The 14,952-nt window shown below is 60.9% G+C and carries 13 protein-coding genes; 9 read left to right on the forward strand and 4 right to left on the reverse strand.

The window, feature by feature from the left end:
- Positions 1-88 precede the first annotated feature (88 nt).
- Both HNQ83_RS23340 and HNQ83_RS23345 read right to left on the reverse strand, forming a co-directional pair.
- A complete protein-coding gene (locus HNQ83_RS23340) occupies positions 89-1,273 on the reverse strand; it encodes a porin (protein WP_175391114.1) in 1,185 nt (394 codons plus the stop codon).
- Between the two features lie 303 nt (positions 1,274-1,576).
- A complete protein-coding gene (locus tag HNQ83_RS23345; protein WP_175391159.1) occupies positions 1,577-2,383 on the reverse strand; it encodes a sulfite exporter TauE/SafE family protein in 807 nt (268 codons plus the stop codon).
- 160 nt (positions 2,384-2,543) lie between these two features.
- Between HNQ83_RS23345 and HNQ83_RS23350 the strand changes: the two genes are divergently transcribed.
- Entirely contained in the window at positions 2,544-3,407 is an 864-nt protein-coding gene (locus HNQ83_RS23350; RefSeq protein WP_175391115.1) for an MBL fold metallo-hydrolase, read from the forward strand.
- Positions 3,408-3,522: 115 nt separating this feature from the next.
- Here HNQ83_RS23350 and bkdR read toward each other — a convergent pair whose 3' ends face one another.
- Positions 3,523-4,011 (reverse strand): Bkd operon transcriptional regulator BkdR, encoded by a 489-nt coding sequence (gene bkdR, locus HNQ83_RS23355; RefSeq protein ID WP_175391116.1) that lies wholly within the window; start codon positions 4,009-4,011, stop codon positions 3,523-3,525.
- Between the two features lie 185 nt (positions 4,012-4,196).
- On the opposite strand from bkdR, the gene HNQ83_RS23360 reads away from it, so the two are divergent.
- From HNQ83_RS23360 to HNQ83_RS23385, 6 genes are all read left to right on the forward strand, one after another.
- Entirely contained in the window at positions 4,197-5,432 is a 1,236-nt protein-coding gene (locus HNQ83_RS23360) for a 3-methyl-2-oxobutanoate dehydrogenase (2-methylpropanoyl-transferring) subunit alpha (protein WP_175391117.1), read from the forward strand.
- Between the two features lies 1 nt (position 5,433).
- Complete coding sequence (locus HNQ83_RS23365; protein ID WP_175391118.1) at positions 5,434-6,492, forward strand: alpha-ketoacid dehydrogenase subunit beta; 1,059 nt, start codon at positions 5,434-5,436, stop codon at positions 6,490-6,492.
- Entirely contained in the window at positions 6,493-7,770 is a 1,278-nt protein-coding gene (locus HNQ83_RS23370; protein ID WP_175391119.1) for a dihydrolipoamide acetyltransferase family protein, read from the forward strand. It begins immediately after the preceding gene.
- A 3-nt stretch (positions 7,771-7,773) separates the two neighbouring features.
- Positions 7,774-9,156 carry a dihydrolipoyl dehydrogenase gene (gene lpdA, locus HNQ83_RS23375; RefSeq protein WP_175391120.1) on the forward strand — a complete coding sequence of 461 codons (1,383 nt, stop codon included), beginning with the start codon at positions 7,774-7,776 and terminating at the stop codon, positions 9,154-9,156.
- 252 nt (positions 9,157-9,408) lie between these two features.
- Positions 9,409-10,428, forward strand: a complete 1,020-nt coding sequence (locus HNQ83_RS23380) for a branched-chain amino acid aminotransferase (protein WP_175391121.1) — start codon at positions 9,409-9,411, stop codon at positions 10,426-10,428.
- A 337-nt stretch (positions 10,429-10,765) separates the two neighbouring features.
- Entirely contained in the window at positions 10,766-11,509 is a 744-nt protein-coding gene (locus tag HNQ83_RS23385; protein ID WP_175391122.1) for an SDR family NAD(P)-dependent oxidoreductase, read from the forward strand.
- A gap of 120 nt (positions 11,510-11,629) precedes the next feature.
- Here the strand turns inward: HNQ83_RS23385 and HNQ83_RS23390 are convergent, their stop codons facing one another.
- Positions 11,630-11,968, reverse strand: coding sequence for an FKBP-type peptidyl-prolyl cis-trans isomerase (locus HNQ83_RS23390; RefSeq protein WP_175391123.1), 339 nt, complete (start codon positions 11,966-11,968; stop codon positions 11,630-11,632).
- Between the two features lie 182 nt (positions 11,969-12,150).
- Between HNQ83_RS23390 and HNQ83_RS23395 the strand changes: the two genes are divergently transcribed.
- On the forward strand, positions 12,151-13,218 hold the full coding sequence (locus HNQ83_RS23395; protein WP_175391124.1) for a sensor domain-containing diguanylate cyclase: 1,068 nt from the start codon (positions 12,151-12,153) through the stop codon (positions 13,216-13,218).
- 423 nt (positions 13,219-13,641) lie between these two features.
- Positions 13,642-14,934: an MFS transporter gene (locus HNQ83_RS23400; protein WP_175391125.1), complete on the forward strand. Its 1,293-nt coding sequence runs from the start codon at positions 13,642-13,644 to the stop codon at positions 14,932-14,934.
- Positions 14,935-14,952: the final 18 nt, after the last annotated feature.

A 14,952-nucleotide genomic window follows, 5' to 3' on the forward strand; every position in this document is an offset into this window, starting at 1 on the left:
GTCTTCCAGTCAGTATTTATGGTGCCTGACACTCCGCCTTCGCGAGCAAGCCCGCTCCCACAGGGGGTAAGTGTTGTGCCGCCCCGGTTTACCAGGTCAACACCGCCCCCACCGCGAAGGTATCGGTGTCTTCGTTCTGGTCGCTGGTGTCATGGCCGTTGATTTCGAACTGGTTGTACTCGGCCACCAGCTTCAGGTTGTCGTTGACGTCATGGAACAGCGCAATGCCCCGGGTTTCGTAGTCTGCGCCGCTGCCGACCGCGCCGTTGCCATCGTCCTTGGTCTTGCCGTAGGACAGCGCCAGACGGTTCTTGCCCAGTTTGTAGGAGCCCTGCAACAGGTAACCGTCGCTGTCGACGTTACGCAGGGTCGGCTCGCCGGCGTTGTTGGTGAAAAACGGATTGATGCCCTTGGCCTGGAAGCCGGAGCCGGTCAGGGACAGGCCGCCCATTTTCGCCTGCACGCCGTAACCGACGCCTTTGGACGTCACGGTCTCCACGCTGGAATCGGTATTGTCCGACGTCTGGTAGCTGCCGTTGATCCAGCTGTAGATCTTCGCCCCGGCGACGTCGAACTGGTACGTGATCTCGCTCTCGGTACGCGGGTTTTCCTGGTAGGCCTTGCCGGTCGGGCTGCTGTCGTTGGTGTCCACCGGGTCCATGATCCCCACCGCTACGCGCAGACCGTCCATCACCGGAGTGCGGTAGGTGATTTGCGAGGTCGGGAAGGGATACGGGTAACCGGTGCCGATGTTGCCGAACGACACCCCGCCGCCATCCACCAGCCCCAGGGTATCGCTGACCTGACCGTAGCCGGCGAGCAGTTCATCGAGCAGGATGTTGGAGCGGGCAAACAGGCCGAAGTCCTTGCCGATCAACACTTCACCCCACTGCGGGTTGGCGACGGTGCCGTAGAACTGCCGCACATCGATGGCGGTGTCGGTGCCATTGGTTTCGCTGTCGTTGATCGTCACCCAGAACGAGGCGCGGGCACCGAGCTTGAGGTCGTCGACCTGCTTGCCCATGTTGAAACCCAGGTAGTTGGGCAGAAAACCCATTTTCACCCGTGACTGGCGGCGGTCGAACTGATCACCGGCACGGTCGACATCGCTGTTCACGTAGAAGGCATTGATGTAGCCGTCGGTGGAGAACGTGGTCTGGTCCTTGTCGTACAGCATGATGTCGGCCTCGGCGGTGGAACTCAGGCCAAGGGTGGTCAGGCTCGCAATCAAGGCCGGCAGGAAATGATGCGTGAAGTTCTTATTGTTGTGCATGGCGCGCTCCGCGACTGGGGACGAGTTGTCGGAGGCGATTATCGAAAGCGGACAGGCGGCGCCATACGCTGCCTTGGGGGCGGTTTCCAGGTGCTTTGGAATGGCCGGTGACGCGCGACAGTTACGGCGTAAGACCGCCGGTCTGCAGGGCGCGCCACCAAGGGTGTAAGCCCGACGGCGGATGGACCTGTAGGAGCGAGCATGCTCGCGATGGACGACAACGATAACGCTGGGTACCTGATGCCCCGCTGTGTTCTCGGGTCCATCGCGAGCAAGCTCGCTCCTACAGGAGGAATATCCGGTTTAGTGCGCGGCGTTCATCAGCATATAAACGGCAACCACCAGGCAAACGCTGGCAAACCCCACCTGCAGCGCCCGCGCCGGCACCCTTGCACAGAGCTTTCGGCCGAAGATCATGCCGGTGATGCTGGAGACGATGAAGGCGGCGCCCAGACTGTCGATGCGCACCCCGGCGTGCAAGGCACCGATCACGCCGATGGCCGAGATCAGGCTGATCACCATCAGGGACGTGGCAATGATTCCACGCATCTGCACGTCGGTCAGTTGCTTGAAGGCCGGCACGATCAGAAAGCCGCCCCCTACGCCGAGCAGGCCGGAGACCACGCCCGTCACCGCGCCCAGCGCCGCCAGGGTCGCGGTGCATTTGGCGGTCCAGGAGAAGCGCCCGGTGTGCTGATCGAGCATGCAGTTCTTCTGGCCCCAGTTGGCATGACCGTGATCGCTGGGCCCGTCGTCCTTGCGCTCACGCCGCAACATCCGCGTGGCCACCATGACCATCAGCAGGCTGAACAGAACCATCAGGACTTTTTCCGGCAACTGATGGGCGAAGTAGATGCCCACCGGCGAAAACACCGCGCCGAGCGCCGCGATCAACAGCGCCGCGCGATAGCGCACCAGGCCATGGCGCAGTCCATCGATAGCGCCAACTGCCGCCGCGCTGCCCACGGCAAACAGCGCAACGGGCGCCGCCGTGGTCATGCTCCATCCCAGGCCCAGCACCAGCGCAGGCACGGCTAGAATGCCGCCGCCGGCCCCGGTCAAGCCGAGCACCAATCCCATGACCACACCAAAAAAACTCGCCAGCAACATAGAACGCTCGTAATCCATGACAAAGGCCGGGATCGCCCGGTATCGATTGAGTGACAGGATAGCCCGCACAACTTTTTTCATTCACAGAATTGACGCGGGGCTGGTCAGCGCAGGGAAAATGAAACTAACCTCATGGCGACTCCACCAAGAAACCATCCCCATGCCTGCCCTGATTGAAGCCTTTTTCGACGACGCCTCGTCCACCTACAGTTACGTGATTTACGAAGCCGATGGCGGACAGTGCGCGATCGTCGATCCAGTGCTCGACTACAACCCCGCCGCCGGGCGAACCACCACCGTACAGGCCGACCGGATCATCGCCTTCGTGCGCGACCACCGGTTGCAGGTGCAATGGCTGCTGGAAACCCACGCCCACGCCGATCACCTCTCCGCCGCACCGTACCTGCGCCGGGAACTGGGCGGCAAGATTGCCATCGGCCAGTCGATCTGCAAGGTCCAGAACGTGTTCAAGGCGCTGTTCAATCTTGAGCCTGAATTCTGCATCGACGGTTCGCAGTTCGATCACCTGTTCGCCCCCGATGAATCGTTCCGCATTGGCAACCTCAAGGCCACCGCCCTGCATGTCCCCGGCCATACCCCGGCGGACATGGCGTACCTGATCGACGGTGATGTGATCCTGGTGGGCGATACGCTGTTCATGCCGGACGTCGGCACCGCGCGCTGCGACTTCCCCGGCGGCGATGCCCACCAGATGTTCACTTCGATCCACAAGTTGCTGGCCTTCCCCGCCGGCGTGCGCCTCTACGTCTGCCACGACTATCCACCCGAAGGCCGCGAACCGTACTGCATGACCACGGTGGGCGAACAACGCAAAAGCAATATCCATGTACGCGACGGCATCGACGAAGCCGCTTTTGTCGCCATGCGCACCCGGCGCGATGCCGGACTGGGCATGCCGACGCTGCTGCTGCCGGCGATTCAGGTCAATGTGCGGGCCGGGAATCTACCACCGGCCGAAGAGAATGGCGTGACCTACCTCAAGATTCCGCTGAACAAGTTCTAAACACGTCCCGGTAGGAGCAAAGCTTGCTCGCGATGACGGTGGATCAGGCGCCATCGTTGTTGATTGGACGAACGCCATCGCGAGCAAGCTTTGCTCCTACAGGGCTCGGGGTAATTCAGATATCCAGCGTCAAACCATTGGCCGGCAACGGCAGCGCCGTCTTGTAGCGCACCTGCTTGAGCGCAAAGCTCGAGCGGATGTTCGCCACCCCCGGCACCTTGGTCAGAAAGTCCATCATGAAACGCTCCAGCGACTGGATGCTCGGCACCAGTACCCGGATCAGGTAGTCCGGGTCGCCGGCCATCAGGTAGCACTCCATCACTTCCGGGCGATCGGAAATCGCGTCCTCGAAATGCTGCAGCGCCCTCTCCACCTGCTTTTCCAGGCTGACATGGATGAACACGTTCACATGCAGCCCCAGCATGTCGGCATCGAGCAGTGTGACCTGCTCGCGAATGACACCCAGCTCTTCCATTGCCTTGACCCGGTTAAAACAAGGCGTCGGCGACAGGTTGACCGAGCGCGCCAGGTCAGCGTTGGTGATGCGCGCATTCTCCTGGAGGCTGTTGAGAATGCCGATATCCGTACGGTCCAATTTACGCATGAGACAAAACCACCTGTTTATTTTGCTTATGCAGATTTTTTATCTCTAAATGACCTTTAGCGCAACGAAACAGAGAGAAATATTCTTCTTGGCCGGGCCTATGATTGTTGTAGGACAAGATTTCTTTTACCGAATGAAGTCTGTCAGCTCACTACAAGAAATTCACAAGATCGAGCGTAGAAGCCATGAACCAAGCGTACGAACCGCTGCGCCTGCACGTCCCGGAACCCTCGGGCCGTCCCGGCTGTAAAACCGACTTCTCCTACCTGCATCTGACCGACGCCGGCACGGTGCGCAAACCCCCAATCGACGTTGAACCCGCCGACACGGCCGACCTGGCCCGCGGCCTGATTCGCGTGCTCGACGATCAGGGTAACGCCCTGGGCCCATGGGCCGAAGGCGTGCCGGTGGAGATCCTGCGCAAGGGCATGCGCGCCATGCTCAAGACGCGGATCTACGACAACCGCATGGTGGTCGCCCAGCGCCAGAAAAAGATGTCGTTCTACATGCAGAGCCTCGGCGAAGAAGCCATCGGCAGCGCCCAGGCCCTGGCGTTGAACATCGACGACATGTGCTTCCCGACCTACCGTCAGCAAAGCATCCTGATGGCCCGCGACGTGCCACTGGTCGACCTGATCTGCCAATTGCTGTCCAACGAGCGCGACCCGCTCAAGGGACGCCAGTTGCCGATCATGTATTCGGTCAAAGAGGCAGGCTTCTTCACCATTTCCGGTAACCTCGCCACCCAATTCGTACAAGCCGTCGGCTGGGCCATGGCCTCGGCGATCAAGGGCGACACCAAAATCGCCTCGGCCTGGATCGGCGACGGCGCCACCGCTGAATCCGACTTCCACACCGCCCTGACCTTCGCCCACGTGTATCGCGCGCCAGTGATCCTCAATGTGGTCAACAACCAGTGGGCCATTTCCACCTTCCAGGCTATTGCCGGTGGTGAAGCGACCACCTTTGCCGGTCGTGGCGTGGGTTGCGGCATCGCCTCCCTGCGGGTCGACGGCAACGATTTCTACGCGGTCTACGCCGCTTCCGCCTGGGCCGCCGAGCGCGCCCGCCGCAACCTCGGCCCGACCATGATTGAATGGGTCACCTACCGCGCCGGCCCGCACTCGACCTCCGATGATCCCTCCAAATACCGCCCTGCCGACGACTGGAGCCACTTCCCGTTGGGCGATCCGATTGCGCGCCTCAAGCAGCACCTGATCAAGATCGGTCACTGGTCCGAAGAGGAACACAGCGCCGTCAGCGCCGAGCTGGAAGCCGAAGTGATCGCCGCGCAGAAAGAAGCCGAACAGTACGGCACCCTCGCCGGTGGCCAGATTCCAAGCGCCGCGACCATGTTCGAAGACGTCTACAAAGAGATGCCGGAGCACTTGAAGCGCCAGCGTCAGCAGTTGGGGATCTGACATGAACGATCACAACAACAATATCCAGTTGGAAACCGCCATGACCACGACCACCATGACCATGATCCAGGCCCTGCGCTCGGCCATGGATGTGATGCTTGAGCGTGACGACAACGTCGTGGTGTTCGGCCAGGACGTGGGCTACTTCGGTGGCGTGTTCCGTTGCACCGAAGGCCTGCAGACCAAGTACGGCACCTCGCGGGTGTTCGATGCGCCGATCTCCGAGAGCGGCATCGTCGGTGTCGCCGTAGGCATGGGTGCCTACGGTCTGCGCCCGGTGGCCGAAATCCAGTTCGCCGACTATGTCTATCCGGCGTCCGACCAGATCATTTCCGAAGCGGCACGCCTGCGTTATCGCTCGGCCGGCGAGTTCACTGCGCCGATGACCCTGCGCATGCCCTGCGGCGGCGGCATCTATGGCGGCCAGACCCACAGCCAGAGCATCGAGGCGATGTTCACCCAGGTCTGCGGCCTGCGCACGGTCATGCCGTCCAACCCCTACGACGCCAAGGGCCTGCTGATCGCCTCCATCGAAAACGATGACCCGGTGATCTTCCTGGAGCCAAAACGCCTGTACAACGGCCCGTTCGACGGCCACCACGACCGCCCGGTAACCCCGTGGTCGAAACACCCTGCCGCGCAAGTGCCGGACGGCTACTACACCGTGCCGCTGGACGTTGCCGCCATCACCCGTCCTGGCAAGGACGTGACCATCCTGACCTACGGCACCACCGTGTATGTGTCGCAAGTCGCCGCGGAAGAAAGCGGCATCGATGCCGAAGTCATCGATCTGCGCAGCCTGTGGCCGCTGGACCTGGAAACCATCACCAAGTCAGTGAAGAAAACCGGCCGCTGCGTGATCGTTCACGAAGCGACCCGCACCTGCGGCTTCGGCGCCGAATTGGCCGCGCTGGTGCAAGAGCACTGCTTCCACTACCTGGAAGCGCCGATCGAACGCGTCACTGGCTGGGACACCCCCTACCCGCACGCGCAAGAGTGGGCGTATTTCCCAGGGCCGTCCCGTGTGGGCGCGGCGTTGAAACGGGTCATGGAGGTCTGAATGGGCACGCACGTTATCAAGATGCCGGACATTGGCGAAGGCATCGCAGAAGTTGAATTGTCTCAGTGGCACGTGAAAGTCGGCGACCTGGTCGTCGAGGATCAGGTGCTGGCCGATGTCATGACCGACAAGGCGATGGTGGATATCCCGTCGCCGGTGCATGGCAAGGTGATCGCATTGGGTGGTGTACCCGGCGAAGTCATGGCGGTTGGCAGCATCCTGATCAGCATTGAAGTCGAAGGCGCGGGCAACGTTAAGGAATCGGCTGCGCCAGCGGCGGCTCCCGTTAAAGAAGCGCCCGTCGTCGCCGCACCGAAAGTCGAACCGGTTGTGGCAAGCAAACCGGTGGCGGCACCACGTCCGGCAGCGGTATGCCAGGGACCGATCGTCGCCCGCGAAGCCAACGAGCGCCCGCTGGCCTCCCCGGCCGTGCGCAAACATGCACTGGACCTCGGCATTCAGTTGCGTCTGGTACGTGGCTCCGGCCCGGCCGGGCGTGTGCTGCACGAAGACCTGGATGCCTATCTGGCTCAGGGTCAGTCCACTGCTTTGTCCGTCAGCAGCGCTTATATCCAGCGCAACGACGAAGAGCAGATCCCGGTGATCGGCATGCGCCGCAAGATCGCCCAGCGCATGCAGGACGCCACGCAACGCGCGGCCCACTTCAGTTACGTCGAAGAAATCGACGTGACTGCCGTGGAAGAGCTGCGTGCGCACCTCAACGAAAAACACGGCGCAACCCGTGGCAAGCTGACCTTGCTACCGTTCCTGGTCCGCGCTCTTGTCGTGGCCCTGCGTGATTTCCCGCAGATCAACGCCCGTTACGACGACGAAGCCCAGGTCATCACCCGCCTCGGCGCGGTGCACGTTGGCATCGCCACCCAGGCCGATATCGGTCTGATGGTACCGGTGGTACGTCACGCCGAGGCTCGCAGTCTGTGGGACAACGCCTCGGAAATTTCGCGCCTGGCCACGGCTGCCCGCAACGGCAAGGCCAGCCGCGATGAACTGTCCGGCTCCAGCATCACCCTGACCAGCCTCGGTGCGTTGGGCGGGATCGTCAGCACCCCAGTGCTGAACCTGCCGGAAGTGGCGATTGTCGGCGTGAACAAGATCGTCGAACGGCCGATGGTGATCAAAGGCCAGATCGTGATCCGCAAGATGATGAACCTCTCCAGCTCCTTCGATCACCGCGTGGTCGACGGCATGGACGCGGCGCTCTTCATCCAGGCCATCCGTGGCCTGCTCGAACAACCCGCTACCTTGTTTGTGGAGTAAGGCATGCAGACTTTGAACACCACGCTGTTGATCATCGGCGGCGGCCCTGGCGGTTATGTGACGGCTATCCGTGCCGGTCAGTTGGGCATTTCGACCATTCTGGTGGAAGGCGAATCGTTGGGCGGCACCTGCCTGAACATCGGTTGCATTCCGTCCAAGGCGCTGATTCACGTTGCCGAACAGTTTCATCAAACACAGCGCCACAGCCAGCATTCGGCATTGGGCATCAACGTGTCGGCGCCGACGCTGGACATCGGCAAAAGCGTCGAGTGGAAGGATGGCATCGTCGATCGCCTGACCACCGGTGTTGCGGCGCTGCTGAAAAAGAACAAGGTTCAGGTCATCCAGGGCTGGGCCAAAGTGGTTGACGGTAAAACCGTCGACGTCGGCGACACGCGCATTATTTGCGAACACCTGGTGCTGGCCACTGGCTCGAAAAGCGTGAACCTGCCGATACTGCCGATTGGCGGGCCGATCATTTCCTCTACCGAAGCCCTGGCGCCGAAGTCCGTGCCGAAGCGGTTGATCGTGGTCGGTGGCGGTTACATCGGCCTGGAGTTGGGGATTGCCTATCGCAAGCTCGGTGCCGACGTCAGTGTGGTCGAGGCTCAGGAGCGCATCCTGCCGGCCTACGACGCCGAATTGACCCAGCCGGTGCACGAAGAACTGAAGCGGCTTGGCGTGAAGCTTTACTTGAACCATAGCGTGCAAGGCTTTGATTCAAATGCAAATACTCTGCAAGTCAGTACACCCGACGATCGCACATTGAATCTGGAAACCGATCAGGTGCTGGTCGCCGTGGGCCGTAAACCGAACACCCAGGGCTGGAACCTCGAAGCGCTGAACCTGGACATGAACGGTTCGTCGATCAGGATCGACAACCGGTGCCAGACCAGCATGCGTAATGTGTATGCCATCGGTGACCTGAGCGGCGAGCCGATGCTCGCCCACCGGGCCATGGCCCAGGGCGAAATGGTCGCCGAGCTGATCAGCGGTAAGTCCCGCGAGTTCAACCCTACCGCCATCGCCGCCGTGTGCTTCACCGACCCGGAACTGGTGGTGGTCGGCCAGACTCCGGACGAGGCCAATGCGGCCGGCCTGGACTGCATCGTCTCCAGCTTCCCGTTCGCCGCCAATGGCCGGGCGATGACGCTGGAATCGAAAAGCGGTTTCGTGCGCGTGGTCGCCCGTCGCGACAATCATGTGATCGTCGGCTGGCAGGCGGTGGGCGTCGGGGTGTCCGAATTGTCGACGGCCTTTGCGCAGAGCCTGGAAATGGGCGCGCGGCTGGAAGACATCGGCGGCACCATCCATGCCCATCCAACGCTTGGCGAGGCAGTGCAGGAAGCGGCGTTGCGGGCGTTGGGGCATGCGCTGCATCTTTGATTCAGCGTGATTGATGGCGGTAATGCTGGCCTCTTCGCGAGCAGGCTCGCTCCCACATTGGATTTATGGCGTTCACATAACCCTGTGGGAGCGGGCTTGCTCGCGAATTCTCAAGGACAACACCATTTATCTGCCTGTCATCCGATAGTCCGGGCTGCGAAACAGCCCAAGAATGAAGTATTGTTGTCCCCATCCAAAAAAACGTCAGAAGCCTTGTACCGTTTCGGCGGTTGTTAAGTGATAGAGGGTGTCATGGGTAACGAAAGCATCAATTGGGACAAGCTGGGTTTTGACTACATCAAGACTGACAAGCGCTATCTGTCGTACTTTCGCAATGGCGAGTGGGACAAAGGCACCCTGACCGAAGACAATGTGCTGCACATCAGCGAAGGCTCCACGGCCCTTCACTATGGCCAGCAATGCTTCGAAGGCCTGAAGGCCTATCGTTGCAAGGACGGTTCGATCAACCTGTTCCGCCCGGACCAGAACGCCGCCCGCATGCAGCGCAGCTGCGCCCGCCTGCTGATGCCGCACGTGTCCACCGAGCAGTTCATCGAAGCGTGCAAGGACGTGGTCCGCGCCAACGAACGCTTCATCCCGCCTTACGGCACCGGCGGCGCGCTGTACCTGCGTCCGTTCGTGATCGGCGTGGGTGACAACATCGGCGTGCGCACGGCCCCCGAGTTCATCTTCTCGGTGTTTGCGATTCCGGTCGGCGCCTACTTCAAGGGCGGCCTGACCCCGCACAACTTCCTGATCTCCAGCTACGACCGCGCCGCGCCACAGGGCACCGGTGCGGCCAAGGTCGGTGGCAACTACGCCGCCAGCCTGATGCCGGGTTCCCAGGCCAAGAAAGCGCATTTTGCCGACGCTATCTACCTGGACCCGTTGACCCACAAGAAGATCGAGGAAGTCGGCTCGGCCAACTTCTTCGGGATCACCCACGACAACAAGTTCGTGACGCCGAACTCGCCGTCGGTCCTGCCGGGCATCACCCGCCTGTCGCTGATCGAGCTGGCGAAAACCCGTCTGGGCCTGGAAGTGGTCGAAGGCGACGTGTTCATCGACAAGCTCTCGGACTTCAAGGAAGCCGGCGCCTGCGGTACCGCCGCCGTCATCACCCCGATCGGTGGTATCAGCTACAACGATCACCTGCACGTGTTCCACAGCGAAACCGAAGTCGGCCCGATCACCCAGAAGCTCTACAAAGAGCTGACCGGCGTGCAAACCGGCGACATCGAAGCGCCAGCCGGCTGGATCGTCAAAGTTTGATCTGACGCCCATCCGCTATAAAAAATCGCCGCCCTCGACTTTCGAGGGCGGCGATTTTTTTTGCGCCTTTTGTGGGAGCGAGCCTGCTCGCGAAGGTCGTTGACGATACGCGTTGAACCGGTTGCCCAGCGGTGCACTTGGGTTTTTCGCGAGCAGGGCTCGCTCCTACAGGAACACGGCAGTCATTAAGACCATTTGATGTCCTAATGACTCCACCATTCAAGAGTCAAAAAAACTACACTCCATCTGAAACACCAATGCTTTCAGGGCTCCAGAGTTGGCCTGCTTTTTGGTACGTATCCTGCGAAAGTTCACTTATCAAAAGGGAATCAAGTGTATGAACAACGCTTTTCAGGATCGTCTGGCGGTCGTCACCGGCGCCAGTTCCGGGATTGGTCTGGCCGTCACCGAACGGTTGTTGGCCCAGGGTGCTCGCGTACTGGCGATGTCACGCCAGATCGGAGGCCTCAGTGACTTGGTGGAACGCTTCAAGACCCAGCTCTCATGGGTGCCCGGCGATGTCACCCAACCAGCCGACCTTGCACGATTGGCAAAACAGGCCTCGAGCATGGGCCCCGTGAGTTACCTGGTGCCAAACGCGGGCATTGCGGAACTGGCCGATGGCCTTGATCTGGCAGCGTTCGACCGGCAATGGGCCGTCAACGGCGCCGGCGCGCTGAACACCCTGGCCTGCCTGCGGGGGCAATTGGCGGCGCCCGCGTCGGTGGTGTTTATCGGCACCTTCCTGGCGCAGGTGACCTTTCCAGGCCTGGCCGCCTACATCGCGTCCAAAGCCGCATTGATCCACCATGCCCGTACCCTCGCGGTGGAACTGGCGCCCCACGGCATTCGCATCAACACCGTCTCCCCTGGCCCGACCGCCACGCCGATCTGGTCAACCCTGGGCTTGAAGAATGAAGAGCTGAACGAGGTCGCCAACACCGTCAATCAGCGCTTGCTGGACGGTCAGTTTCTGGAGCCTGGGGCCGTCGCCGACGTGATTGTGTTCCAACTCAGCAATGGTGCGCGAAACGTGATTGGCCAGGATTGGGTGGTCGATAGTGGATACACGTTGCGCTAACGCTGGCGTGTAGAGCAAAGGATCGCTCCCATCGGGACTTGTGAAAGACACCCAATCAATGTGGGAGCGAGCCTGCTCGCGAAGCGATCGGACAAACAACAAAAATGTCCGGTCCCTCCATCAATCATCCCGCGTCAGCACTTCCAGCAATTCAATCTCGAAAATCAGGTTCGAATTCGGCGGAATCTTGCCCATCGTGCGCTCGCCGTAGCCCAGGTGCGCGGGCACCAGCAACTTGCGCTTGCCACCGACCTGCATGCCCATGATGCCCTGGTCCCAGCCTTTGATCACACGCCCGGTGCCTATCACGCACTGGAAAGGCTTCCCTCGACTCCAGGAAGAATCGAATTCAGTACCGTCTTCCAGCCAGCCGCGGTACTGGGTGGTGATCAGCGCGCCTTTGACGGCGGCTTTTCCGTCACCCACCTGAAGATCGATTACCTGAAGGTCGTCATTCATTGTTTTCACTCGTATCCTTATTGCCCGAACGGCTTGATGGGCGTCGTTTTCCCAGATTTGCCGGCAATTGGCAACCATCGCCCCACTTGAGCACGGTTTGAAGCTGTTTGCCGAAATTGCCCTGAACTAAGCTACCCAACATCAACCTCAACGGTTTTCTCCGCCATGATGGCCATCCCGGAATGACTTTGCTCTGGACCAGCGCCGCCAGCGGCTCGGTGATGTTCATCCTGATCATCGTGCTGGTCGTTCGCGAGCGCAGGTTGCGCAAGCAGTTGGCCGAGTACCGCTCGATCATCAACAGCCTGGCCGAGGGCCAGAACATCCACCGGGACGGTGACGCCGAACGGTTCAAGCGCAGCCAGTATTTCGCCCGCATTGGCACCTGGGATTGGGATGTCGACACCGACAAGCTTTACTGGTCCGAGGCGATCTACGGCATGTTCGGTTTCAAGATTGGCGAAGTGACGCCTTCCTATGCACTGTTTTGTGCCTGCGTGCACCCGGACGACCGGGCCAAAGTCCGGGCCGGCGAGTTGCGCTGCCTGGCAACCGGCGAAAACCATGACGAGGAATACCGCGTGGTCTGGCCCGACGGCACTATCCGCTGGCTACGGGAAACCGGCAATGTGGTCAGGAACGACAACAATGAACCCCTCAAGATGATGGGCGTGGTGCGCGACATCACCGAGGAAAAAGCCTCTGCCAGTTACCTGCAACACCTGGCCCATTTCGATCCGCTGACCGGGTTGCCCAATCGCCTGGTGCTGGAAGAACGCCTGTCCGATGCGCTGGAACAGGCGCGTGTCAGTGCGACCAGGGTGGCGCTGGTGTTTGTCGACCTTAATGGTTTCAAGGCAATCAACGATCACTACGGCCACGCCGCCGGCGATCGCGTACTGATCACCACGGCCACGCGCTTGAAGAAAATTCTGGGTTCGACGGACACTGTCGCCCGGATCGGTGGCGACGAATTCGTGGTCATTCTCCAGGGCCTGCCCCCTGGCATCAGCCTGCAGGATGAAGCCCGCACGATTTGTCAGAAAATCTTCGTCGAACTCTCCCCGCCCATGACCATCGGCAACGACCAGCGTCACATCGGCACCAGCCTGGGCGTCGCGGTATTCCCCGACCATGCGCCGAGCATGGACCGTTTGATCCACATTGCCGACCTGGCGATGTATGAGGCCAAGCGCAGCGGGAATAATCAGTATCGGTTGGGAGAGCAGGCAGTGAGCCGTGTGGATTGAACGGCTTCAACATGCATGCTGGGTGACAGGGCCCTATCGCGGGTAATCCCGCTCCCACACTGGATTTGTGTCGCACAGAACATTTCCAATCAACAACAATCCCTGTGGGAGCGAACCTGTTCGCGAAAGCGGTGGGTCGGTCACCATCAATGTTGAAAGTGCCGCCGTTTTCGCGAGCAGGCTCGCTCCCACAGGTTTTGTGCCGTTCACGAATATTGCAAACGACACAAAACCTGTGGGCGCGCGTGGCTGCCCGCGATGACGTCCGCCCCCGCAACACAACGGCATTGATCCACCCCACGCATCAATACATGCCAACTATGCAATTAACATATCGCTGCCCCTGCCCCACTATCCGCCCCAATAAGATCCGTGCACCGCGTCCAGGCGATGCACGTCATAAAAGCGGTGGAGTATTTATCTATGACAGCCTCAATCCCACGCGGACGCTCCCGGGCCAGCGCGATTTTCCGGGTCACCTCGGGTAACTTCCTCGAACAGTTCGACTTCTTCCTCTTCGGCTTTTACGCCACGCAGATCGCTGCCGTGTTTTTCCCGGCCAGCAGCGAATTCGCCTCGTTGATGATGACCTTCGCCGTGTTCGGCGCAGGCTTTTTGATGCGCCCGCTGGGTGCCGTGGTGTTGGGGGCGTACATCGATGACGTGGGCCGCCGCAAAGGCCTGATCGTGACCCTGTCGATCATGGCCAGCGGCACGATCCTGATCGTGCTGGTGCCCGGTTACGAAACCATCGGCCTGTTCGCCCCTGCCCTCGTGCTCATTGGCCGCTTGCTGCAAGGCTTCTCGGCCGGCGCGGAATTGGGCGGTGTTTCGGTGTATCTCTCGGAGATCGCGACACCGGGCAATAAAGGCTTTTTCACCAGTTGGCAGTCCGGCAGCCAGCAAGTGGCGATCATCGTGGCGGCGGCGCTGGGCTATGGCCTGAACCAATGGATGGCACCGACGACCATTGCCGACTGGGGCTGGCGGATTCCGTTTTTCGTCGGCTGCATGATCGTGCCGTTCATTTTCTTCCTGCGCCGCAACCTGGAAGAGTCCGAAGAGTTCGCCGCGCGCAAGCACCGGCCGAGCATGGCCGAAGTGTTCCGCACCCTGGCGCAGAACTGGGTGATCGTGCTCGCCAGCATGCTGATGGTTGCCCTGACCACCACGGCGTTTTACCTGATCACGGTGTACGCGCCGACCTTCGGCAAAACCGTGCTGCACCTGAGCACTTCCGATGCGCTGCTGGTGACCTTGCTCGTGGGCGTCTCGAACTTCATCTGGCTGCCCATCGGTGGCGCGTTGTCGGACCGCATCGGACGGCGCCCGGTGTTGATTGCCATGGCCCTGCTGGCGCTCGCTTCGACCTGGCCGGCGCTGTCGTACCTGGTGCAAGCACCGAGCTTTATCAACATGCTGCTGGTGCTGCTGTGGCTGTCGTTCATCTATGGCCTGTACAACGGCGCGATGATCCCGGCGCTGACCGAAATCATGCCGATAGAGGTTCGGGTCGCGGGGTTCTCCCTGGCGTACAGCCTGGCGACTGCGGTATTCGGCGGCTTCACCCCGGCGATGTCGACCTTGCTGATCCAGTACACCGGCGACAAGGCCGCACCCGGCTATTGGATGAGCTTCGCGGCATTGTGCGCGCTGTGCGCGACGCTGTTTCTCTATCGCCGTGCCAGCGGCCGCCTGCAACCTGCCCTGTCGTGATCCCTGCCGTGATAGAGA

The organism is Pseudomonas sp. C2B4 (genome assembly GCF_013359695.1).
Taxonomy (GTDB): domain Bacteria; phylum Pseudomonadota; class Gammaproteobacteria; order Pseudomonadales; family Pseudomonadaceae; genus Aquipseudomonas.